Origin of the sequence: Pseudolabrys sp. Root1462 (assembly GCF_001426945.1) — a bacterium.
In the GTDB taxonomy this organism is placed as follows: domain Bacteria; phylum Pseudomonadota; class Alphaproteobacteria; order Rhizobiales; family Xanthobacteraceae; genus Pseudolabrys.
Map to the genome: position 1 here is coordinate 44,588 of NZ_LMFS01000004.1, position 20,461 is coordinate 65,048.

The window sequence follows — 20,461 nt, forward strand, 5'->3', positions numbered from 1 at the left end:
TGTGACCCATCGCGGGCGCGTCCGAACAGATCGGACAAGGGTGCGGCGTTACTGTGGCCGGGTGGAACTTCAGACCGCCGGCACGATCTGCTGCACAAAGACGGCAAGGCCGATGCCGGAGATGCCGGCGCCGATCAGCCGCAGCGGCGCGGCCTCCGCCATGCGGCGCATCAGCAGGCGCGCGACGCTCATGGCGGCGACCGCGATCGCGCCCTGGATCACCGCGAGACCGATCAGATAGGCGACGAGCGGCGTCTGCTCGGCGCCGTAGATCGATTCACCGAGCGCGTAACCGTGCAGCAGGCCGACCGCGGCGAACAGCGCCAGCGCCGCTGCAGCGCTCATGGCGCGGCGCGTCATCAGCACGGCGCCGAGCGCGATCACGGACAGCGCCACCCACAGTTCGGCGCCCGGCAGCGTCGCACCCATCAGATGCACGGCGACGCCGGCCATCATGGCCAGCACATAACCGAGCGCGAGCCGCACGCCGGCGGCGTGCAGTGACGCGAGGCAGCCGATCGCCACCACGGCGGCGAAATGGTCGAGCCCGATGACCGGATGCCCGAGCCCGGACAACAGCCCCTGGCCGAAGGTCGCCGGCATCTTGCCGCCCATGACGTGATGGGCGAAGGCCGGCTCGGCGGCGACTGCCGCCACGACACTGGCGAGGAGAAGGCTGGGAATGCGGAGGTTTCGGCGCACGGCGGGGCTCCTGTCTGGGTGTCCCAGCGTAGCGGCTCCGCGCTGTCTTGACATCCCCCGCCCCGCCCCCGACAAACCGGGCCTTCAGTTAAAAAGTCGGGGTCGTCATGCCTGCCAAAGTCAATCTTGAGAGCCTGGAAAAGACCATCAACGAGGCGTTCGAGGCCCGCGACAAGGTCACGGCCAAGACCAAGGGCGCGGTGCGCAAGGCGGTCGACACCGCGCTCGATCTGCTCGATTCCGGCGCGGCGCGCGTCGCAGAAAAGCAGGGCGACGGCAACTGGCAGGTGAACCAATGGCTCAAGAAGGCCGTGCTGCTGTCGTTCCGGCTTAACGACATGAGCGCGATCCCGGGCGGCCCCGGCGGCGCCAAGTGGTGGGACAAGGTCGATTCCAAGTTCAAGGGCTGGACCCCCGCGCGCTTCAAGAAGGAAGGCTTCCGCGCCGTGCCGGGCTCGGTGGTGCGCAAGTCGGCTTACATCGCCCCCGGTGTGGTGCTGATGCCGTCCTTCGTCAATCTCGGCGCCCATGTCGGCACCGGCACCATGGTGGACACCTGGGCGACCGTCGGCTCCTGCGCGCAGATCGGCAAGCATGTGCATCTGTCCGGCGGCGTCGGCATCGGCGGCGTGCTCGAGCCGCTGCAGGCCGGCCCGGTGATCATCGAGGACAACTGCTTCATCGGCGCGCGTTCGGAAGTCGTCGAGGGCGTCATCGTGCGCGAGGGATCGGTGCTCGGCATGGGCGTCTATCTCGGCATGTCGACCAAGATCGTCGATCGTGCCACCGGCAAGATCTATTACGGCGAAGTGCCGCCCTACTCCGTCGTCGTCTCCGGCACGCTGCCGGGCAACGCGATGCCGGGCAGCAATATCGGCCCAAGCCTGTATTGCGCGGTGATCGTCAAGCGCGTCGATGAGAAGACGCGCAGCAAGACGAGCATCAATGAACTGCTGAGGGATTGATTTCCCCCGCAAACGGGCACAAATTTACGGTCATGAGCCGCAACATTACCATTCAGGCACGATGGGACGGCGAAGCCAGCGTCTGGATCGCCACCAGTGGTGACGTTCCTGGGCTCGTTGTCGAGGCCGATAGCTGGCCTGGCATGATCGAGGAAGTTCGTCTTATTCTTCCAGAGATGATGGAAGTGACGGGACAGACCGATAAAGACCTCTCCCTTACCTTCAAAGCCGAAGAGCATCTCGATCTCGCAGGCGCGTAATGGCCAATTTCTACCGCGATCTGATCCAGGTCTTGCGGGAGAATGGTTTCGAGTTGCTGCGTGCCGGCAAAGGCAGCCACGAAATCTGGTTCAATCCTTCCACTAACCGCCACGTCACGCTTCCTCGCACCACAAAGTCCCGGCACACAGCGAACGACGTGCTTAAACAAGCCGGACTGTCAAAGAAATACTAATGCCCGCCGATCCCGTTGCCATCACCCGTGAACTGTTGCGCTGTCCGTCGGTGACACCCGCGGAAGGCGGCGCGCTGAGCTATCTCGAGACGACGCTGAAAGCCGCCGGCTTTACCGTGCATCGCAAGGTCTTCTCCGAACCGGGCACCGACGACGTCGAGAACTTCTACGCCCGCATCGGCACCGAGGCGCCGCACCTGACCTTCGCCGGGCACACCGACGTGGTGCCGACCGGCGACGAGAAGGCCTGGAAGCATCCGCCGTTCGGCGGCGACATCGACAATGGCGAACTCTATGGCCGCGGCGCCGTCGACATGAAGGGCGGCATCGGCTGCGCGGTAGCGGCCGTCCTCGATCATCTCGCCGCCCATGGTGGCAGGCCGCAGAAGGGCTCGATCTCGTTCCTGATCACCGGCGACGAGGAGAGCATCGCGGTCAACGGCACGCCGAAGCTGCTGCAATGGGTCGACGGCATGGGCGAGAAATTCGACCACTGCATTCTCGGCGAGCCCAGCAACCAGGAGGAGATGGGCGACACCATCAAGATCGGGCGTCGCGGCTCGCTCAACGGCCATCTCATCGTCACCGGCAAGCAGGGCCACGTCGCCTATCCGCAGCGCGCCGACAATCCGGTGCGCGGCATCGTCAAGTTGATCGATGCTCTTCTGTCCGAGCCGCTCGATGCCGGCAACGCCAACTTCCAGCCGTCGAACATGGAATTCGTCTCGGTCGATGTCGGCAACAAGACGGTCAATCTCATTCCCGGCGAAGCGCGTGCGATGTTCAACATCCGCTTCAACGACTGCCACACGCTGGAATCGCTGAAAGCGCTGCTGCAGCAGCGCGCCGAGAAGGCTGCCGGCGGCAAGATCAAATTCGAGTTCAAGTTTCAGCCGTCAAATGCCGGTGTGTTCGTGACCAAGCCGGGTCCGTTCACCGAACTCGTGGCAAATGCGGTGAAGGAAACCACCGGCCGCGCGCCAGCGCTCTCGACCACCGGCGGCACGTCGGATGCGCGCTTCATCACGCATTACTGCCCGGTGGTCGAATTCGGCCTGGTCGGCCAGACCATGCATGCGATCGACGAGCGCGTGCCGATCGCCGATCTGCGCGCGCTGACGACGATTTATCGGAAAATTGTGGATCGGTATTTTGGCTGACCCTCATGGTGAGGAGCGCCGCAAAGCGGCGCGTCTCGAACCATGAGGCTATCCTTCGTGGCGCATCGCTTCGCGATGCTCCTCAGGATGAGGTCAGAGGATCACACCAGCTTCGCATCCAGCGTGATCTCCGCTTTCAGCAGCTTGGACACCGGGCAACCCGCCTTGGCCTTGGCCGCCAGCTTCTGAAACTTGGCGTCGTCGGTGCCGGGAATCTTCGCCTTCAGCGTCAGGTGCACCTTGGTGATGGCGAAGCCGTCGCTCTGCTTTACCAGCGTGACGTCGGCCTGCGTTTCCATCTTTTCCGCGGTCAGACCGGCTTCGCCGAGGATACCGGACAGCGCCATGGTGAAGCAGCCGGCATGCGCCGCGCCGATCAGTTCTTCCGGGTTGGTACCGGGCTTGCCCTCGAAGCGAGACGCGAAGCCATAAGGGTAGTCCTTCAAGGCGCCGCTTTTCGTCGAGATCGCGCCCTTGCCGTCCTTGATGCCGCCCGACCAGACTGCCGTGCCGAATGTGCTCATGAGCTTGCTCCTGTGCTGAAAACGCTACCCCGATAAAGGTAACGTATGACAGGGCAGTATCGTTGCAAAAGGCCACGGACTTTACGGCCCGAAGAGGCCCGAAGAGCGGCAGCTTAATAATCGACCTTCATCAAATACAGCCCATCCGGCGGCGCCACCTGGCCGCAGGCGGTGCGGTCGCGGGCCTCGAGCGCCCGCGTCATATCGTCAGCGGTCCAGGCACCCGGACCGGTGAGGCCCGTACTCATCAAGGTGCCGACCATCGAACGCACCTGATTGTGCAGGAACGAGCGCGCCGAGGCGAAGACGTGAATCTCATCGCCGTGGCGCATGACGTCGAGCCGATCGAGCGTCTTGTCCGGCGACTTGGCCTGACACTCGGTCGAACGAAAGGTGGTGAAGTCGTGCTTGCCGACGAGACGCTGCGCCGCCTCGTGCATGGCATCCGCATCGAGCGGCCGCGCAACGCGCCAGGCATATTTGACATCGAAGGTCAGGTCCGGCCGGCGGTTGACGATGCGATAGAAATAATGGCGCTTGATCGCCGACATGCGCGCATTGAACTCGTCGCCGACCTGTTCGGCCTTCAGCACCGCCACCGGATAAGGCCGCAAATGCGCGTTCAGCGCGTCGCGGACCGTGTCGGTTTTCCAGTCGCGGGCAAGATCGACATGCGCCACCTGGCCGCGCGCATGCACGCCCGCATCGGTACGGCCGGCGCCCTGCACCAGCACGTCCTCACCGGACAGCGCCTTGACGGCGGCCGTGAGCACGCCCTGCACCGTCACCTGGTCGGCCTGGGTTTGCCAGCCGCAGAACGGCGCGCCGTCATATTCGATGGTCAGCTTGTAGCGGGGCACGATTGATTCACCTCAAATCCGCCGCGGGGCGGGCTTTCTACACTATGGCGTCAAACGCGGGGACAGGGCCATGCACGACGCATTCAAGCGGCAGATCATCGACCTTCTCGACCAGCACCGCATCATGACCATCGCCACCAACCGCGCCGACGGCTGGCCGCAGGCGACGGTCGTCGGCTACGCCAATGACGGATTGATTATCTACTGTCTGGTCGCGCGCGACAGCCAGAAGTTCACCAACATCATGCGCGATCCGCGGGTAGCTCTGGCCATCGCCAAGGACTATCCGCAGCCGCTGCAGATCAAGGGTTTATCGATTGCCGCCAACGTCGTCGAGGCCACCGACCCCGGCGAGCGCGACCATGTCACCGAAATCCTGCTCAAGCGCTATCCGGAATACAAGGTGATACCGAGACCCACCCCCGCTGCCATGCCGCTGTTGCGGCTGACGCCCGAGGTGGTGTCGGTGCTCGACTATTCGAAGGGCTTCGGCCACAGCGATCTGGTGAAGGTCACCGACGGCGATCTAGCCGAGTTCGTCGAGGCGCGACGGCACCACTGGGCGAGCTTCCACGCGGCCTGATTCGCAGAGGCCTTTCCAGGACGCACGCGCCCCGGAAAGACTGTGTGCGATGAAGCGGAGACGCCGCCTCAGGCCAGCGCCTTGGCTTCGCGGAACGAAATCAGCCGGCGCTGGGTTTCGTCCCACAGCGTCAGGCGCACGCAGCCGAAGCTCTCCAGCAGCGTCAGCCGGCCGACATGGCGCAGCTCCGGATGGTCGCGCAGCACGCTCGGCAGCCGGTAAGACGGAATGCGGCTGTGCAGATGATGCACGTGATGGATGCCGATGTTGGCGGTGAACCAGCGCAGCCACAGCGGCAGATCGTAGTGCGACGAGCCATGCAGCGCGGCTTCGTGCAGATCCCAGCCGCGGCTCTCATTCCAGAGCGTATCCTCGAACTGGTGCTGCACGTAGAACAGCCAGACGCCGAATACCGCCGAGAGCAGCAGGATCGGCAGGTGCACGAGGAAGAACGCGTCGACGCCGATGAGCCAGATCAGCGCGATGGCAATCGTCGCGATCGCCGCGTTGGTGGCTTGCGTCGAGATCCATGGCAGCCAGCCGGCCCGCATCATGCCGATCGGCAAGCGATGCTGCAGCAGGAAGAGATAAGCCGGCCCGAAACCGAACATCACCAGCGGGTGGCGGTAAAGTCTGTACTTCAGCCGGCCCCAGCGCGAACGCGCCTTGTACTCGCGTACGGTGAGCGTATCGACATCGCCAATGCCGCGCCGGTCGAGATTGCCGGCGGTAGCATGATGAATGGCGTGGGTGCGGCGCCAGAAATCATAGGGTGTCATGGTCAGCACGCCGAGAACGCGGCCGACCCAGTCGTTCACCGTCCGGTTGGGAAAGAACGAGCCGTGGCCGCAGTCGTGCTGGATGATGAACAGCCGCACGAGGAATCCCGAGGCGGGAAGCGCGATCAGCAGCGAAGCCCACCAGAAGCCGAACGAATAAAGCAGCCACGCCACCACCCACAGGGCGACCAAAGGCAGGGCGGTAATCGTCAGTTCGACCACGCTGCGCACGCGGCTCGGCTCGCGGTAGCGATTGAGAATTTGCGTCCAGAGGCGGGCGTCCGGGGGCGAAACGTCGGTATTGTGACCAATGCTCAAAGCCAGTTTCCAGATCGGGGCCGACGCGCGCCGGTAAGCGGCCGCTGCCCAGGAATATCGCGATGCGTGAGAAACCCCAGAATGCCCGAGAATAGGGGCTTTTTGGTGGTCCGAACGGCGGTATCGTCAGAATAACGAAGCCTCAGGACAGACTATCGAAAGGCGTAGGATAACGCACGCGACCATTTTCGGTTCGGGCGTCGGGCTGCGAAACCGCGCGATGGCATCAGGAAGAGCGCGACCCGATGGTCAGCGCCTTCGTTCGATCACCCGAGCCGCGTGCCGGCCGCAACCTTTGTGCCGCGCAGGAATTCGTCAGCGCTCATCGCTTTCTTGCCCTCGCGCTGCACCTGGATGAGCCGCACCGCGCCGTCGCCGCAGGCGATGGTGAGGTTGTCATCGAGCGCGGTGCCGGGCGCACCGGACCCCGAGCCAAGCGTCGAACGCAGCACCTTGATGCGCGCACCGTCGAATTCGAACCAGGCGCCCGGAAACGGCGACAGGCCGCGGATGTGATTGTGCACGTCGCGCGCCGGCTTGCCCCAGTCGATGCGGGACTCGGCCTTGGCAATCTTCTCGGCGTAGGTGACGCCGTCGGCCGGCTGCGGCGTCGGCTTGAGCGAGCCTCGATCGGCCGCTGCCAGAGCCAATGGCATCAGCCGGGCGCCGAGCGCGGCCAGCGCATCGTGCAGTTCGCCGGTGGTGACGTCGAGTCCGATCGGCAGCGCCTCGCGCATCATCATCGCGCCGGTGTCGAGGCCTTCGTCCATCTGCATGATGGTGACGCCGGTTTCGGCATCGCCGGCCATGATGGCGCGGTGGATCGGCGCGGCGCCGCGCCAGCGCGGCAGCAGCGAAGCATGGACGTTGAAGCAGGCGAGCCGCGGCGCCTCGAGGATCGGCTTCGGCAGGATGAGACCGTAAGCGACGACGATGGCGGCGTCGGCCTTGAAGGCGGCGAATTCCGACTGCGCCTCGTCATTGCGCAACGATTTCGGCGTCAGCACCGTGAGGCCGAGCTTGGTGGCCTCGCGTTCGACCGGAGTCGGCACCAGATCGAGGCCACGCCGCCCGCCGGGCTTGGCGGCGCGCGTATAGACCGCGACGATCTCGTGACCGGCCGCGTGCAGCGCCAGCAAGGTCGGCACCGCGAAATCCGGCGTGCCCATGAAAATCAGGCGGAGCGGCATCACCCTGTCCCTCGGCGTCAGCCGATATGATGCGACGGCTCTTTGTCCTTGGCGAGCGCGGGCGACACGCCCTTCTTGGCGGCCTTGGTGAACTTCTTGATCACCATGTCGCGCTTGAGCTTGGAAATGTGGTCGATGAACAGCACGCCGTTGACGTGGTCGATCTCGTGCTGCAGGCAGGTGGCTAGCAGGCCGTCGGCTTCGACCTCATGGACCTTGCCGTCGGCGTCGAAATACTTCACCCGCACCTTGGCCGGCCGCTCGACCTCCTCGTAGTACTCGGGAATCGACAGGCAGCCTTCCTCGTAGGTCGAGGTCTCGTCCGACGACCACACGATCTCCGGATTGATGAAGACCTGCGGTTCCTTCGGGTCGTCCTTCTTGGCGACGTCGATCGTGATGACACGGACCGGCTCGCCGATCTGGATCGCGGCGAGCCCGATACCGGGCGCCTCGTACATGGTCTCGAACATGTCGTCGACCAGCGCGCGCAGCGGCTTGTCGAACGCCTTGATCGGCTCGGATTTCAGCCGGAGCTTCTTTTCGGGGATGATGAGGATGTCGCGGATCGCCATGGCGGCGATGTAAGGGCTGATGGGCGGAAGGTCAACGGAACCCGGGAAAAACGGGCGGTTTTGGCCGCCCGTGGCGCCCCGTTCGCTCTTCGTTCCCTCCGGCCTCGAATCGCGGTAGAACCCTCGCCATGACCGACACCCTGATCGACCTGCTGCAATCACCAGCCGCCCTGCCCGTAGGACTTGGCGTCGCCGCGCTGGTGGTCATCTGTGTGATCGCGATCCTCATCATCCTGCTGCGGCCGAAGCCGCCGGCGAAGGACCTTGAGGCCGAGCAGCGGATGCGCGAACTCAACGCCCGGCTCGACGCCATGGGCGCGTGGCTGCAGAACGCGCACGGCCAGCTGGCGCAAACCGTCAACTCCCGCCTCGACGCCGTGAGCCAGAACCTCGGCGAGTCGATGAAGACGACCGCCAAGCACACCTCCGACCACCTGCAGGCGCTGCATTCGCGCCTCGCGGTGATCGACTCGGCGCAGAAGAATATCACCGAACTGTCGTCCACCGTGACCTCGCTGCAGAACGTGCTGAGCAACAAGCAGTCGCGCGGCGCCTTCGGCCAGGGCCAACTCGAGGCCATCATCGCCGACATCCTGCCCAAGGGCGCCTTCGAATTTCAGTTCACGCTGTCGAACCGCACGCGGCCGGACTGCGTGGTGTTCATGCCCGATTCCGGACCGCTGGTGATCGACGCCAAGTTTCCGCTCGAGGCCATGACCGCGCTGCGCGATGCGCAAACCGACGAGGAGCGCAAACTCGCGGCGGCGCGGGTGCGCACCGACATGGCCAAGCATGTCGCCGACATCGCTTCGAAATATCTGCTACCCGGCGAGACCCAGGACATCGCGTTGATGTTCATCCCGTCGGAGTCGGTTTACGCCGACCTGCACGAGCAGTTCGACAATTTGGTGCAGAAGGCGCAGCGCGCCCGCGTCATGATCGTGTCGCCGACGCTGATGGTGATGGCGATCCAGGTGATCAAGCAGGTGCGTAAGGATGCGGAAATGCGCGAGGCCGCCGACCAGATCCGCACCGAGGTCGGCATGATGATGAAGGACGTCGGCCTGCTGTCCGACCGCGTGCGCAAGCTGCAGGCGCATTTCAACCAGGCCAATGCCGACATCGACCAGATCCTGATCTCGACCGGCAAGATCGAGAAGCGCGCCGGCAAGATCGAAGGGCTGGATTTCGACGCCGACGCGCCCGCCACCGCCGAGGTGATCGCAGCGCCGATCCGCAAGATCGGCGCTGCCGAGTAGATTGCCGTCGTTCCGGGATGGCCCCGAAGGGCCAGGCCCGGAATCCGGAGGAAAGCTTGGAGTGTGGGTCCGGATTCCGGGTTCACGCGCTACGCGCGTGCCCCGGAATGACGTAGAACGTGATTCATGACCGCCACGCCCGACGCGAAAGCCGACGCCGCCGCCCGCCGCTCCTTCATCGAGGCGCTCGCCGTCTATTTGAAGCCGCGGGTGCTGATCGTCCTGCTGCTCGGCTTTTCGTCCGGCCTGCCGCTGGCGCTGTCGGGCTCGACGCTGGCGGTGTGGCTAACCGAAAGCCACATCGATCTGGCCACCATCGGTCTGTTTTCGCTGGTCGGCCTGCCCTACACCTTCAAGTTCCTGTGGGCGCCGCTGACCGACGCGCTCGACATCCCGGTGCTGTCGCGGCTGCTCGGCCGCCGCCGCGGCTGGCTGGTGTTCACCCAGCTCCTGCTGTTCGTCACCATCGTCATCCTTGGCCTGTGCGATCCTCTGAAGTCGCTGCCGCTGATCATCATCGGCGCGGTGCTGGTCGCCACCGCCTCGGCGACGCAGGACATCGTGGTCGACGCCTTCCGCGTCGAAAGCCTGGAGCCCAGCGAACAGGGCGCCGGCATGGCCGGCTATGTCGCCGCCTACCGCATCGGCATGCTTGCCTCCGGCGCCGGCGTGTTGTTTCTGGTCGCCTGGCTGGAATACAAGGGCGTGCCGCGCGCCGATGTGTGGATGTGGGGCTATATCGGCGCCGCCTTCGGCATGGCGATCGGCATCGGCGCAACGCTGTTCGCCACCGAGCCTGATGCGCCCCCGTCCGCCGTCGACCGCACCCACAATCCGCTGCAGCGCCTGTACGAGACCGCGACCGGCGCCTTCGGCGAATTCCTGGCGCGCGACGCGGCCATCGTCGTGCTGCTGTTCGTCGTGTTGTACAAGTTCTGCGACGCCTTCGCCGGCGCGCTGACGGCGGCCTTCGTCATCGACATCGGTTTCGACAAGGCGACCTATGCGGCGGTCGTCAAGGGCGTCGGACTGGCCGCGGCGCTGATCGGCGGCTTTGCCGGCGGCGCCATCGTGCGCGGGCTGCCGCTAGCCACCAGCCTGTGGATCGGCGGCATCGTGCAGATGCTGTCCAACCTCACTTTCTCCTGGCTGGCCGTCGTCGGCGTCAGTGTGCCGGCGCTGATGGTCACCATCGTGGTCGAGAATTTCATGGGCGCCATCGGCACCGTGATCTTCGTCGCTTATCTATCCGCGCTGTGCGGCGACCGCGCCCACACCGCGACGCAATACGCCCTGCTCACCGCGCTCGCCGCCGTCGGCCGCACCACGCTCGCTTCCGGCGGCGGCTTCATCGCCGAGGATTTCGGCTGGGTGACGTTCTTTTTCATTACCGCACTGGCGGCGCTGCCGTCGCTGGCGCTGTTGTGGTGGCTGCAACTGCGCGGCCACTTCGCCGCGCTCGACAAGCCGCGTACGGCAGTTAAAGCCTAGAACGGCAGGCCGACGTAATTCTCCGCCATCACGCTCTTGGCGGCGTCGGACGACAAGAGATAAGCCAGCTCGGTCTCCTGCAACTGGTCCTCATAGGGCGTGTTGTCCGGAAACCGGTGCAGCATCGTCGTCATCCACCACGAGAAACGCTGCGCCTTCCACACCCGCGCCAGCGCCTTGGCCGAGTAGCCTTCGAGACCGGCGTCGTCGTTCTTGTGATAGTGATCGACCATGGCGTGGTAGAGATAATAGATGTCGGACGCCGCGCTGTTGAGCCCGCGGGCGCCGGTGGGCGGGAAGATGTGCGCGGCATCGCCGGCGAGAAACAGCCGGCCGTGGCGCATGGGCTCGGCGACATAGCTGCGCAGCGGCGCGATGCTTTTCTCGATCGATGGCCCGGTCTGCAGCCGCGCGGCGACATCCGCCGGCAGCCGGTTCTTCAGCTCGGCCCAGAATGCATCATCCGACCAGTCCTCGACCTTGTCGGTCAGCGGCACCTGAATGTAGTAGCGGCTCAGCACCTGTGAGCGCAGCGAGCACAGCGCAAAGCCGTTCTTGTGCTTGGTGTAAATCAGCTCGGGCGACACCGGCTTGGTCTGCGACAGCACGCCGAGCCAGCCGAACGGATAGACGCGTTCGTATTCGCGCAGCGTCCCGGCCGGAATCGACTTGCGGCTGACGCCGTGAAATCCGTCGGCGCCGATAATGTATTCGCAATCGACGCGGTGCTCGGCGCCACCTTTGCGATAGGTGACGTAAGGCGCGTTCCCCTCGATGTCGTGCAGCGCCACATCCTCGGCTTCATGAACGACCTTGCCGTTCATGCGGTCGCGCGCGTCGTAGAGATCCCGGGTGACTTCGGTCTGGCCATAGACGATGACCGACGAGCCGCCCGAATATTTGTGCAGATCGATGCGGTCGAGCTTGCCATCATGGGCGATGAACACACCGTCGTGAACTTCGCCTTCGCGATCCATGCGCTCGCCGCACTGCGCTTCGCGCATCAGGCGGGCAAAGCCGTGCTCCAGCACGCCGGCGCGAATGCGCGACAGCACGTAATCCCGGGTGTGCTTCTCGAGCAGGACGTTGTCGATGCCCTTGAGGTGCAGGAGCTGCGACAGCAGCAGCCCGGACGGGCCGCCGCCGATAATGCAGACCTGAGTTTTCACGGCGGTTCCCTGCGGCATCGCTCCCTCACCTTTTGCTGGTTGACGGTATTTGGGCCACGGCAGGCCACCGGGGCAATGGATCAGGACGACGATGTCTTGTACAAATCGAACATGCCGCGCGCCCCACTCAAACCCTCGGTCCTGCCCGCCATCCTGTCCTATAACCTGTTCGGCGAGGTCCGCGACCTGCCGGACGTCGTGCATTGCGAGACGCTGGCCGCGCGGTCGGTGCCCCACGGCTGGCAGTTTCCACCGCATCGCCACGGCCGCCTGCATCAGGTGCTGCTGATTTCGCGCGGCGGCGGCCACGCCACGATGGAAGGCCGCGATTATCGGCTCAAGGCCATGACCGCGGTCAACGTCCCCGCCGGCCACGTGCACGGCTATCGTTTCGCCAAAGGCACCCAGGGCTGGGTGGTGACGATCGCCACCGAAATCCTCGACGAGGTGTTGAACGCGCCGGACGGGCTGTCACGCACCTTGTCGGAGGCGGCGCTGCTGCGCGCCACGCCAGCCATGCGCCGCCTCATGCAGGAGATTGCCGCCGAGTATGGCAGCCGTCACTTTGCCCGCGCTCATGTGTTGAAGGCGCTGTCGGCGACCTTGCTCGGGCTGGTGGCGCGCGAACTGGCGGCGAAGGCTTCACCCGCGACAGCGACTGTCGGCGCCGGGCTGGTCGATCGCTTCGGCGCCTTGATCGACGATCACTATCGCGAGCACTGGCCGGTGGCGCGCTACGCCGCGGCGCTTAAAGTGACGCCGACGCACCTGTCGCGCCTGACGCGCGAAGCGTTCGGCTGCCCGGCCTCGCACATGATCCGCGACCGCGTCGTGCGCGAGGCGCGCCGCCAACTGGTCTATACCAACACCGCGGTATCGAAGATCGCCTACGAACTCGGCTTCAACGATCCGGCCTATTTTACCCGCACCTTCACGGTCGCCACGGGCCTGTCGCCGAGCGAATTCCGCGACCGGGTTCACACCGGATCATAGAGCGGCTTACGGCTTCAGCCGCCATTGGGCGAGCACGGCGTCGGCAATGTGCCAGGCCGTCTGCGCACAGAAGAAGTCTTCCGCCTCGACTGCGATGGTCTTGCCGACGAGGCGGTCGAGCCGCTGCGTCAGCGCAGGGTTCTTCGTGACGATCAGTTGAAAGGTCTTCGGCGGCTGTTCGCCGCAGAACTCGTCTTTCTTGGCGAACGGCTTCGGCGCATCCGACACGATCTCAAAGACGCGGATCGCCGTGCCGTTCGGATGTTTGGCATTCACGACCTGCAATGTGCCGGTGATGGTGTCGCCGAGCTTGAGGGTAGCTTGGGCCGGCTGTTGCGCATGCACCGCGCTCGCGATCGCCAGGAAGACAAAGAACAAAACTCCGTTCGCCCCCGCGAAAGCGGGGGCCCAGAAGCGAAACACCGAAGCGCTTGTTTTGGAATTATGGATCCCCGCTTTCGCGGGGAACGGCGGATAGTGTTGCCACACAGACATTAGCGCGGGCTTCCGGTTGTTCAGAACAAGGTCCGCTGCTTCATCGCCGCCGACAGCGTACCCTCATCGAGATAATCGAGTTCGCCGCCGACCGGCACGCCATGCGCCAGCCGCGTCACCTTCACATTGGCGTCGCCGAGCAGCTCGGTGATGTAATGCGCCGTGGTCTGGCCGTCGACGGTGGCGTTGAGCGCCAGGATGACTTCGTTGACCTGCGGTTCGTGGGCGCGCGCGACCAGCGCATCGATCGACAGATCCTGCGGGCCGACGCCGTCGAGCGGCGACAGGGTGCCGCCGAGGACATGATAGCGGCCGTTGACCGCATGCGCCCGCTCCAGCGCCCACAGGTCGGCGACATCGGCAACGACGACGAGGATCGACTGGTCGCGGCGCGTGTCGGTGCAGACCGTGCACGGGTCCTGGGTATCGATGTTGCCGCAGGTCTTGCAGACCACGATCTTTTCCAGTGCGGTCTGCAGCGCATTGGTGAGCGGCGTCATCACCTGCTCGCGCTTCTTGATCAGAAACAGCGCGGCGCGCCGCGCCGAGCGCGGGCCGAGGCCCGGCAGGCGCGCCAGCAACTGGATCAGGCGTTCGATTTCGGGTCCGGCAACGGCGGTGGGCATGGCGCTTTCTTCCTTCCCTCGCCCCGTTTTACGGGGAGAGGGCGGCCCGAGCAAAGCGAGGGCCGGGTGAGGGGCGAATTAGATTGTGCATATAGGGGGCCCTCACCCGCCTCGCGCGGCAGAGGCGCGCGCTCGGCACCTCTCCCCGCTCCCGCGGGGCGAGCGACGCTACCCCAGCAGTCCCGGCGGCAGCGGCAGGCCGCCGGTCATCGCCTTCATCTTCTCGGCGAGGACGGTTTCGGCCTTGCGGCGCGCGTCGGCATGCGCGGCGATCAGAAGATCCTCGAGCACTTCCTTTTCCGACTCCTTCATCAGCGAATTGTCGATCCGGACGTGCTTGAGGTCGCCCTTGGCGGAGAGCTTGACCAGCACCAGCCCGGCGCCGGCCACGCCTTCCACCTCGATCATATCGAGCTCGGCCTGCATCTCCTGCATCTTCGATTGCAGTTGCGCGGCCTGTTTCATCATGCCCATGAAATCGCGCATCACTTTCCTCCTTGGCGCATGGTGCTGTCCGAAAACCGGTACCCAATTTTCGGAACCATGCGCTAGTCATCCTCTTCGGTATCGCTCGGTGCCGCGAGGCCTTCGTCGGCATGCGGCTCATCGGCGGTCTGCGTGATCTCGCCGACCTTGGCGCCCGGAAACTTCTTCAGCACCGCCTGCACCAGCGGGTCTTGCAAGACTTCCTGGCGCAAGGCCGCCTGGCGGTCATTGGCCTGTTCACGCAGGGTCCGCTCGCCCTGCTCTTTCGAGATGACGACGATCCAGCGCCGGCCGGTCCAGGTCGACAGCTTCTGCTGCAGCTCATGGACCAGGCTCTTCGGCGCGCTCGGCATCAAGGCGATCTCGAGCTGGCCATCTTCGAAACGAACGAGACGCACGTCGCGTTCCAGCGCCATCTTGGCATTGATGTCGCGCTTGTCGGCAACAAAGGCGATCAGCTCGGCGAACGATTTGATGGCGACCGTGGGCTGCGCCTCGGGCTCGTCGCGGCGAACCGCCGGCGCGTTGCTCGCCATCGGCTGCGAGGCGACGACCTGTGCGCGCGGCGCGCCGCGCGGGGCCTCGAAACGCGGCGCATAATTCTGAGAGGCCACCGGCGCCGCCGCGGCAGCCCCTGCACCGCCACCGCCACCGCGGGCCGGCGCACCGCCCCCACTGTCGGTGAGCGAGCGCACCACGTCGTCCGGCGTCGGCAGGTCAGCGGCATAGGCGATGCGCACCAGCACCATCTCGGCCGCGGCCACCGGCCGGCCGGAGGACTGCACCTCGCCGATGCCCTTGAGCAGCATCTGCCAGGTGCGCGACAGCACGCGGAGCGAAAGCTGTTGCGCGAAGGCGCGGCCGCGCACGCGCTCGGCTTCCGACAACGAGACGTCGTCGCCGACGCTCGGCACCACCTTCATGCGGGTGACGAAATGGCTGAATTCGGCAAGATCGCTCAGCACCACCGCCGGATCGGCGCCGATGTCGTATTGCGCGCGCAATTCGGTGAGCGCGGCGGCGATGTCGCCTTTCATCAAGGCTTCGAACAGATCGACGATGCGGACGCGGTCGGCAAGACCGAGCATCTGTCGCACGTCCTCGGCGCGAACCGGGCCTGCCGCGTGGGCGATCGCCTGATCCATCAACGACAGACTATCGCGCACCGAGCCTTCGGCGGCGCGCGCGATCAGCGCCAGCGCGCCCTGCTCGGCTTCGATGCCTTCCTTGGCGGCGATGCCGGCGAGATGCGCGATCAACACATCGGCATCGACCCGGCGCAGATCGAAGCGCTGGCAGCGCGACAGCACCGTGACCGGGACCTTGCGGATTTCCGTGGTGGCGAAGATGAACTTGGCGTGCGGCGGCGGCTCTTCCAGCGTCTTCAACAACGCATTGAAGGCGGCGCCGGACAGCATGTGGACTTCGTCGAGGATGTAGACCTTGTAGCGCGCGGACACGGGCGCATAGCGCACCGCGTCGTTGATCTGGCGCACGTCGTCGACGGAATTGTGCGAGGCGGCGTCCATCTCGAGGACGTCGATGTGCCGGCTGTCGATGATGGCCTGGTCGTGGATGCCCATCACCGGCATATGGATGGTCGGGCCCTTCACCGAGCCGTCGGGCAGTTCGTAGTTGAGGGCGCGGGCCAGGATGCGGGCGGTCGTCGTTTTGCCGACGCCGCGGACGCCGGTGAGGATCCAGGCCTGCGGGATGCGGCCGCTCTCGAAGGCGTTCGAGATCGTGCGGACCATGGCCTCCTGGCCGATCAGGTCCTCGAAACTGGCGGGGCGATATTTTCGCGCAAGGACGCGGTAACCGCCGGCGGGCTCGGCCGGGGCGGAACCGGGACCTTTCGGGCTCTCAGCGTCGCTCATGGGGCCCATACTGGCAAGCCCGGGACGCGGAGGCCACCCGCCCTGGCGGGACGGGGGACAACTCGCCCAAGCATCGTGGAAAAATAGGTGGGAGGCTGACGAGCGACCCGATCCGTGCTCGTTAGGGCTGCTTCCTTCCGGATCTGACCCGGTTGGCGAGTGGTTCGTCCACCGCCAACCTCCCGGGCCCTATATCGGGCTATTGGGGGGAGAAAGCAAGCGAAGGAGCCCGCGGAAACCCATGCCGGATTTCACCCTCCACCCCCAGCTCGTCGCCGACACCGTCGAGGTCGGCGACCTCGCGCTGTGCCGCGTGCTGCTGTCGAACGACGCCAATTATCCGTGGCTGATCCTGGTGCCGCGGCGGCCGGATATCGTCGAGCTGATCGATCTGACGGCGGTGGACCGCGCCGCCCTCAGCGCCGAGATCGACGCCGCCGCACGGGCGCTCAAGGCCACCGTCCCGTGCGAAAAGCTCAACGTCGCCGCCCTCGGCAATATGGTGCCGCAACTGCATGTCCACATCATCGCCCGGCGGCACGGCGATCCGGCCTGGCCCAAGCCGGTCTGGGGCGCGGTTCCGGCGATCGCCTACAATCCCGCCGTTCGCGACGGCTTTGTGACGGCGTTGCAGCGCGCCCTCGACGTCGCCGCGATCAAGGAATTGTAAAGCCAGCCCGCATTGCGCTCCTTGGGCCGCCATGCCAGTTTCCGCGCCGATGTCCGACCGTCCGATTCCGCAGTCACTTCCCTTTCCAAAACCGGTTCTCGGTTATGCCGACAGCCGCATCGAGCGCGCCGCCGAACTGCGCACCAATACGGCCGCGCTCGAGGCGATGGCGGCCGATAAACGCGCCGGCGCTTATGTCATCGGCGGCGAGATGATCGTCGCCAAACGCGGCGAACCGAACGAGCCGCTGTTCACGCTCGAGGAAGCGCGCCGTTTCGGCCCGGCCGAGGAAACCGCATTTCTCGGCCATCTCGACGGCGCGCCGCGTTTCGGTTTCGGCATTCCGCCCGCAGCGGCCGAAGCGCTGAAGGCGCGCGACGATCTCCTGGTCACCGACCTGCGCTCGATCGCGGTGCAAGGCCTGGTCGATGGCGTGCATTTGCCGCCGATCGCCGAGGCCAAGGCGGTGCTGCACTGGCATCAGCGCCACCGCTTCTGCTCGAATTGCGGCGTCAGGACCGACGCCGTCGATGCCGGCTGGAAGCGGCTGTGTCCGTCGTGCAAGACCGAGCACTTCCCGCGCACCGACCCGGTCGTCATCATGCTGATCGTCGATGGCGATCAATGCCTGCTCGGCCGTTCGCCGCGCTTTGCCCCGACCATGTGGTCGTGCCTCGCCGGCTTCATCGAACCGGGCGAAGCGATCGAGGACGCGGTACGCCGCGAAACCCGCGAGGAAGCCGGCATCCTGTGCGGCCGCGTCACATATTATCGCTCCCAACCCTGGCCGTTTCCGACCTCGCTGATGATCGGCTGCCACGCCGAGGCGAAAAGCCGCGACATCGTCGTCGATGCCACGGAACTCGAGGCCGCCCGCTGGTTTAGCAAGGATGAGACCATCACGATGCTGACGCGCACGCATGCGGAGGGCCTGACCACGCCGCCGCCGGTTGCGATCGCGCATCACATCATCCGCGCCTGGGTAGAGGACGACATTCGATTTGACTGAACCGAAGGCAACTGTCCGCATCGTCTGCGCCGGCGGCGCCGTGCAGGACAATGTGATGCGGGTTGAGAAATTCCCCGAGCCCGGCGGCAAGGTTTCCGCGACCGACTTCATCGTCACCAGTGGCGGACAGGCCGGAAACGCCGCGGTGGCGATGGCGCGTTTGGGCGCCCGCGTCACCTACATCGGCGCGGTCGGCGACGAGCATGATGACGTCGCCAATTCCATTCTCCGGGCTTTCGCGAAAGAGAATATCGATATCTCGAAAGCCATCCGCGTTCCGGGCGCGCGCTCGGCGGCCTCGCTCATCATGCTCGACGCGCAGGGCGAGAAGATGATCGCGACTTTGCGGCCGCAAGGTCTGCACGCCGCGGTGCCGGACGATCCGGCGGGCACCGTCGCGCAGGCCGACGCCGTCATGCTCGACAACCGCTACAGCAATATCAGCCTGCCGATCTGCCAAGCCGCGAAAGCGTGCGGCATTCCCCGCGTGCTCGATTTCGACAAGCCGACGCCGACGGACGATCCGCTGTTCCAGTGCTGCTCGCACGTCATCTGCTCGGCCGACGCGATCCGCGAAGCGACTGGCGTCGCCGATCTCCCCGGCGCACTGAAGAAACTCGGTGCCAGCTTTTCCGGCTTTCTCGCCGTGACCAATGGACCGCAGGGTGTCTATTGGCTCGATGACGGCGCGGTGCGCCACCTCGATGCCTTCCAGGTTGAGGCGGTGGATACGCTAGGCGCCGGCGATACGTTCCACGGCGCTTTCGCCGTGCGCTTTGTCGAGAGCCGCGACGTCGTCGATGCCATGCGCTTTGCCGCCGCCGCAGCGGCGATCAAATGCACGCGTTTCGGCGGCTTGATGGGCGCCGCGACGCGCGCCGAAGTCGAGGCGTTCCTGAAAGAACACGCCTAGTTCGCGGCCTTTAGGGGACGCGAGCGGAGTTCGCGGCCCCGAACGACCAGCGACTAATTATTCTTCGATGGACACGGCGCGCCGCAAGGCGCGCAGGCGCCGGCGAAATCTTCCGGCGACACCGCGCGCCCGCTCGACGGGCTTGTCAGGTGATTGCCGACAATGGCGACGAAAGCGACCAGCGTCACGACGATGTAAACCTTCCTCATAAGATTTACTCCCGCGACAGGCCGAACAGCGGCCGCAAGCGGATGCCGATCAGGCTGCCGACAAGCGCCATCGCGAACCACACCCAGCCATGCAGCGAGCCGGAGGCGACACCGCCGACAAAGGCGCCGATGTTGCAGCCGAAGCCCAGGCGCGCGCCCCAGCCCATCAGCAGGCCGCCGACCGCGGCGGCGAGCAGCGAGCCGAGCGGCGGCCACGGCGCGTTGGCGTAACGCTTGGTCGCGGCGGCCGCGGCCATGGCGCCGAAGATGATGCCGAAGTCGGTGAGGCTCGATGTGTCGGACAAGACGGATTCGGCAAGCGCGTGCTTCGGGCCCGCCCACTGCCAGAACGCGGCCTGCGAGAAGTCGTAGCCCAGCGCCTGGAAGATCTTGGCGCCCCACACCGTGTAGCCGAACGTCACGCTCCACGGATGGCCGCCGGCGAAGAATACGAAGACGCACAGCAGGCCGATGACGATGCCGCCGATGATGTAATTGCGCGACGGCTTGTAGTTGGCGCCGCGCTTGCGCGCCACGGTGATCATGATCGCGGCGGCGACGGCGAGACTCGCCAATGTCGCGATCAATCCGCCCCACGGCCCGAGATAATCCGAAGCCAGAATGGGATCGAGGCCGCCCATGGCGAGGAATGCCGGCAGTGACAGCGAGCCGAACACGCTGCCGATGACGAAGAACGCCAAGGTAATCAACATGCGGCCGGAGCCGCCGCCGACCGTGTAGAGGGTGCCGGAGCCGCAGCCATTGCCGAGCTGCATGCCGACGCCGAACACCAGAGCCCCGATGATGAGCGACGGCCCGAGGGGCGCTATGGCGCCGCCATAGCCTTGCCAGAGCGCCGCCACCGGCACGACCGCGACTGCAGCGATGGCGATGACGATGAGACCGCCGATGAGGCCACCGGCTTCGCCGCGCGTCAGGAAGCGCCGCCACGACGCGGTATAACTGAACTCGGCCTTCAGGAAGGCGACGCCGAGCCCGAAGCCGCCGATGATCAGCGCGGCCGAGGCCCGCTGTCCGTCGAGCAGCACCAGCGCGACGAGGACCGCCGTGGCGAGGATGGAAATGGCGAGGAACAGATAATCGGCGCGCGGCGCGGCGGCCGAGGGAGCGGAAATGGTCGCGGTAGACATGGC

Annotated in this window: 24 protein-coding genes and 1 other RNA gene; 11 read left to right on the forward strand and 14 right to left on the reverse strand. The window is 65.5% G+C overall.

All coding sequences use genetic code 11. The features are described 5' to 3' along the window. Nucleotides 1-69: 69 nt before the first annotated feature. The gene (locus ASD45_RS21120) at nt 70-702 is read right to left on the reverse strand and encodes a HupE/UreJ family protein (RefSeq protein ID WP_244485594.1); all 633 of its coding nucleotides are present in this window, start codon (nt 700-702) and stop codon (nt 70-72) included. 107 nt (nt 703-809) lie between these two features. Between ASD45_RS21120 and dapD the strand changes: the two genes are divergently transcribed. From dapD to dapE, 4 genes are read left to right on the forward strand one after another with little or no spacing between them, the layout of a single operon-like run. Beyond that, the gene (gene dapD / locus ASD45_RS21125) at nt 810-1,667 is read left to right on the forward strand and encodes a 2,3,4,5-tetrahydropyridine-2,6-dicarboxylate N-succinyltransferase (protein WP_056913691.1); all 858 of its coding nucleotides are present in this window, start codon (nt 810-812) and stop codon (nt 1,665-1,667) included. 32 nt (nt 1,668-1,699) lie between these two features. After that, nucleotides 1,700-1,927, forward strand: coding sequence for a DUF1902 domain-containing protein (locus tag ASD45_RS21130; RefSeq protein WP_082541102.1), 228 nt, complete (start codon nt 1,700-1,702; stop codon nt 1,925-1,927). Then, entirely contained in the window at nt 1,927-2,121 is a 195-nt protein-coding gene (locus ASD45_RS21135) for a type II toxin-antitoxin system HicA family toxin (RefSeq protein ID WP_056913693.1), read from the forward strand. The genes ASD45_RS21130 and ASD45_RS21135 overlap by 1 nt, the downstream gene beginning before the upstream one ends. Further along, nucleotides 2,121-3,281 carry a succinyl-diaminopimelate desuccinylase gene (dapE, locus tag ASD45_RS21140; protein ID WP_056913694.1) on the forward strand — a complete coding sequence of 387 codons (1,161 nt, stop codon included), beginning with the start codon at nt 2,121-2,123 and terminating at the stop codon, nt 3,279-3,281. The genes ASD45_RS21135 and dapE overlap by 1 nt, the downstream gene beginning before the upstream one ends. 101 nt (nt 3,282-3,382) lie before the next feature. On the opposite strand, the gene ASD45_RS21145 is transcribed toward dapE, so the two are convergent. Continuing rightward, nucleotides 3,383-3,805: an OsmC family protein gene (locus tag ASD45_RS21145; protein ID WP_056913695.1), complete on the reverse strand. Its 423-nt coding sequence runs from the start codon at nt 3,803-3,805 to the stop codon at nt 3,383-3,385. A 113-nt stretch (nt 3,806-3,918) separates the two neighbouring features. After that, nucleotides 3,919-4,665, reverse strand: a complete 747-nt coding sequence (truA, locus tag ASD45_RS21150; protein ID WP_056913696.1) for a tRNA pseudouridine(38-40) synthase TruA — start codon at nt 4,663-4,665, stop codon at nt 3,919-3,921. A gap of 70 nt (nt 4,666-4,735) precedes the next feature. Between truA and ASD45_RS21155 the strand changes: the two genes are divergently transcribed. Beyond that, nucleotides 4,736-5,248, forward strand: a complete 513-nt coding sequence (locus ASD45_RS21155; RefSeq protein ID WP_082541103.1) for a pyridoxamine 5'-phosphate oxidase family protein — start codon at nt 4,736-4,738, stop codon at nt 5,246-5,248. 68 nt (nt 5,249-5,316) lie between these two features. Here ASD45_RS21155 and ASD45_RS21160 read toward each other — a convergent pair whose 3' ends face one another. The 3 genes from ASD45_RS21160 to def form a co-directional block, all read right to left on the reverse strand. Continuing rightward, nucleotides 5,317-6,345 (reverse strand): fatty acid desaturase, encoded by a 1,029-nt coding sequence (locus tag ASD45_RS21160; protein ID WP_156381025.1) that lies wholly within the window; start codon nt 6,343-6,345, stop codon nt 5,317-5,319. 266 nt (nt 6,346-6,611) lie between these two features. Next, nucleotides 6,612-7,535 carry a methionyl-tRNA formyltransferase gene (gene fmt, locus ASD45_RS21165; protein ID WP_056913698.1) on the reverse strand — a complete coding sequence of 308 codons (924 nt, stop codon included), beginning with the start codon at nt 7,533-7,535 and terminating at the stop codon, nt 6,612-6,614. Nucleotides 7,536-7,552: 17 nt separating this feature from the next. Next, nucleotides 7,553-8,110, reverse strand: a complete 558-nt coding sequence (gene def, locus ASD45_RS21170) for a peptide deformylase (protein ID WP_056913699.1) — start codon at nt 8,108-8,110, stop codon at nt 7,553-7,555. Between the two features lie 128 nt (nt 8,111-8,238). Here def and rmuC point away from each other — a divergent pair, with 128 nt between their 5' ends. After that, nucleotides 8,239-9,369 carry a DNA recombination protein RmuC gene (rmuC, locus tag ASD45_RS21175; RefSeq protein WP_056913700.1) on the forward strand — a complete coding sequence of 377 codons (1,131 nt, stop codon included), beginning with the start codon at nt 8,239-8,241 and terminating at the stop codon, nt 9,367-9,369. Nucleotides 9,370-9,495: 126 nt separating this feature from the next. Then, nucleotides 9,496-10,860, forward strand: a complete 1,365-nt coding sequence (locus ASD45_RS21180; RefSeq protein WP_056913701.1) for an MFS transporter — start codon at nt 9,496-9,498, stop codon at nt 10,858-10,860. Here the strand turns inward: ASD45_RS21180 and pobA are convergent. Further along, on the reverse strand, nt 10,857-12,029 hold the full coding sequence (gene pobA, locus ASD45_RS21185) for a 4-hydroxybenzoate 3-monooxygenase (protein WP_056913978.1): 1,173 nt from the start codon (nt 12,027-12,029) through the stop codon (nt 10,857-10,859). The two genes, ASD45_RS21180 and pobA, sit on opposite strands and share 4 nt — an antisense overlap. 75 nt (nt 12,030-12,104) lie before the next feature. On the opposite strand from pobA, the gene ASD45_RS21190 reads away from it, so the two are divergent. Next, a complete protein-coding gene (locus ASD45_RS21190; RefSeq protein ID WP_056913702.1) occupies nt 12,105-13,022 on the forward strand; it encodes a helix-turn-helix domain-containing protein in 918 nt (305 codons plus the stop codon). A gap of 6 nt (nt 13,023-13,028) precedes the next feature. On the opposite strand, the gene ASD45_RS21195 is transcribed toward ASD45_RS21190, so the two are convergent. From ASD45_RS21195 to ffs, 5 genes are all read right to left on the reverse strand, one after another. Beyond that, the gene (locus ASD45_RS21195; RefSeq protein ID WP_056913703.1) at nt 13,029-13,400 is read right to left on the reverse strand and encodes a hypothetical protein; all 372 of its coding nucleotides are present in this window, start codon (nt 13,398-13,400) and stop codon (nt 13,029-13,031) included. Nucleotides 13,401-13,537: 137 nt separating this feature from the next. Then, nucleotides 13,538-14,143 (reverse strand): recombination mediator RecR, encoded by a 606-nt coding sequence (gene recR, locus ASD45_RS21200; RefSeq protein WP_056913704.1) that lies wholly within the window; start codon nt 14,141-14,143, stop codon nt 13,538-13,540. 168 nt (nt 14,144-14,311) lie between these two features. Next, nucleotides 14,312-14,629 (reverse strand): YbaB/EbfC family nucleoid-associated protein, encoded by a 318-nt coding sequence (locus ASD45_RS21205; protein ID WP_056913705.1) that lies wholly within the window; start codon nt 14,627-14,629, stop codon nt 14,312-14,314. A 62-nt stretch (nt 14,630-14,691) separates the two neighbouring features. After that, on the reverse strand, nt 14,692-16,506 hold the full coding sequence (locus ASD45_RS21210; RefSeq protein ID WP_056913706.1) for a DNA polymerase III subunit gamma/tau: 1,815 nt from the start codon (nt 16,504-16,506) through the stop codon (nt 14,692-14,694). 87 nt (nt 16,507-16,593) lie between these two features. Beyond that, nucleotides 16,594-16,689, reverse strand: an RNA gene (gene ffs / locus ASD45_RS23200) — signal recognition particle sRNA small type. 58 nt (nt 16,690-16,747) lie between these two features. On the opposite strand from ffs, the gene ASD45_RS21215 reads away from it, so the two are divergent. The 3 genes from ASD45_RS21215 to ASD45_RS21225 are packed head-to-tail and all read left to right on the forward strand — an operon-like array spanning nt 16,748 to nt 19,098. Next, nucleotides 16,748-17,176 (forward strand): HIT domain-containing protein, encoded by a 429-nt coding sequence (locus tag ASD45_RS21215; RefSeq protein ID WP_056913707.1) that lies wholly within the window; start codon nt 16,748-16,750, stop codon nt 17,174-17,176. Between the two features lie 49 nt (nt 17,177-17,225). Next, nucleotides 17,226-18,185: an NAD(+) diphosphatase gene (gene nudC, locus ASD45_RS21220; protein ID WP_082541104.1), complete on the forward strand. Its 960-nt coding sequence runs from the start codon at nt 17,226-17,228 to the stop codon at nt 18,183-18,185. Continuing rightward, complete coding sequence (locus ASD45_RS21225) at nt 18,178-19,098, forward strand: PfkB family carbohydrate kinase (protein ID WP_056913708.1); 921 nt, start codon at nt 18,178-18,180, stop codon at nt 19,096-19,098. Before nudC ends, ASD45_RS21225 begins: the two co-directional genes overlap by 8 nt. Nucleotides 19,099-19,151: 53 nt before the next feature. Here ASD45_RS21225 and ASD45_RS23645 read toward each other — a convergent pair whose 3' ends face one another. Next, the gene (locus ASD45_RS23645; protein ID WP_156381026.1) at nt 19,152-19,307 is read right to left on the reverse strand and encodes a hypothetical protein; all 156 of its coding nucleotides are present in this window, start codon (nt 19,305-19,307) and stop codon (nt 19,152-19,154) included. A gap of 5 nt (nt 19,308-19,312) precedes the next feature. Continuing rightward, nucleotides 19,313-20,458, reverse strand: a complete 1,146-nt coding sequence (locus tag ASD45_RS21230; protein WP_056913709.1) for a YeeE/YedE thiosulfate transporter family protein — start codon at nt 20,456-20,458, stop codon at nt 19,313-19,315. Between the last annotated feature and the right edge of the window lie 3 nt (nt 20,459-20,461).

Coding starts and splice junctions, on each gene's coding strand:
- dapE (WP_056913694.1), top strand. CDS start 2,121: ATGCCCGCCGATCCCGTTGCCATCACCCGTGAACTGTTGCGCTGTCCG.
- fmt (WP_056913698.1), bottom strand. CDS start 7,535: ATGCCGCTCCGCCTGATTTTCATGGGCACGCCGGATTTCGCGGTGCCG.
- ASD45_RS21190 (WP_056913702.1), top strand. CDS start 12,105: ATGGATCAGGACGACGATGTCTTGTACAAATCGAACATGCCGCGCGCC.
- ASD45_RS21155 (WP_082541103.1), top strand. CDS start 4,736: ATGCACGACGCATTCAAGCGGCAGATCATCGACCTTCTCGACCAGCAC.
- ASD45_RS21230 (WP_056913709.1), bottom strand. CDS start 20,458: ATGTCTACCGCGACCATTTCCGCTCCCTCGGCCGCCGCGCCGCGCGCC.
- ASD45_RS23645 (WP_156381026.1), bottom strand. CDS start 19,307: ATGAGGAAGGTTTACATCGTCGTGACGCTGGTCGCTTTCGTCGCCATT.
- def (WP_056913699.1), bottom strand. CDS start 8,110: ATGGCGATCCGCGACATCCTCATCATCCCCGAAAAGAAGCTCCGGCTG.
- ASD45_RS21145 (WP_056913695.1), bottom strand. CDS start 3,805: ATGAGCACATTCGGCACGGCAGTCTGGTCGGGCGGCATCAAGGACGGC.
- nudC (WP_082541104.1), top strand. CDS start 17,226: ATGTCCGACCGTCCGATTCCGCAGTCACTTCCCTTTCCAAAACCGGTT.
- ASD45_RS21205 (WP_056913705.1), bottom strand. CDS start 14,629: ATGCGCGATTTCATGGGCATGATGAAACAGGCCGCGCAACTGCAATCG.
- ASD45_RS21180 (WP_056913701.1), top strand. CDS start 9,496: ATGACCGCCACGCCCGACGCGAAAGCCGACGCCGCCGCCCGCCGCTCC.
- ASD45_RS21130 (WP_082541102.1), top strand. CDS start 1,700: ATGAGCCGCAACATTACCATTCAGGCACGATGGGACGGCGAAGCCAGC.
- ASD45_RS21210 (WP_056913706.1), bottom strand. CDS start 16,506: ATGAGCGACGCTGAGAGCCCGAAAGGTCCCGGTTCCGCCCCGGCCGAG.
- ASD45_RS21135 (WP_056913693.1), top strand. CDS start 1,927: ATGGCCAATTTCTACCGCGATCTGATCCAGGTCTTGCGGGAGAATGGT.
- rmuC (WP_056913700.1), top strand. CDS start 8,239: ATGACCGACACCCTGATCGACCTGCTGCAATCACCAGCCGCCCTGCCC.
- recR (WP_056913704.1), bottom strand. CDS start 14,143: ATGCCCACCGCCGTTGCCGGACCCGAAATCGAACGCCTGATCCAGTTG.
- dapD (WP_056913691.1), top strand. CDS start 810: ATGCCTGCCAAAGTCAATCTTGAGAGCCTGGAAAAGACCATCAACGAG.
- ASD45_RS21215 (WP_056913707.1), top strand. CDS start 16,748: ATGCCGGATTTCACCCTCCACCCCCAGCTCGTCGCCGACACCGTCGAG.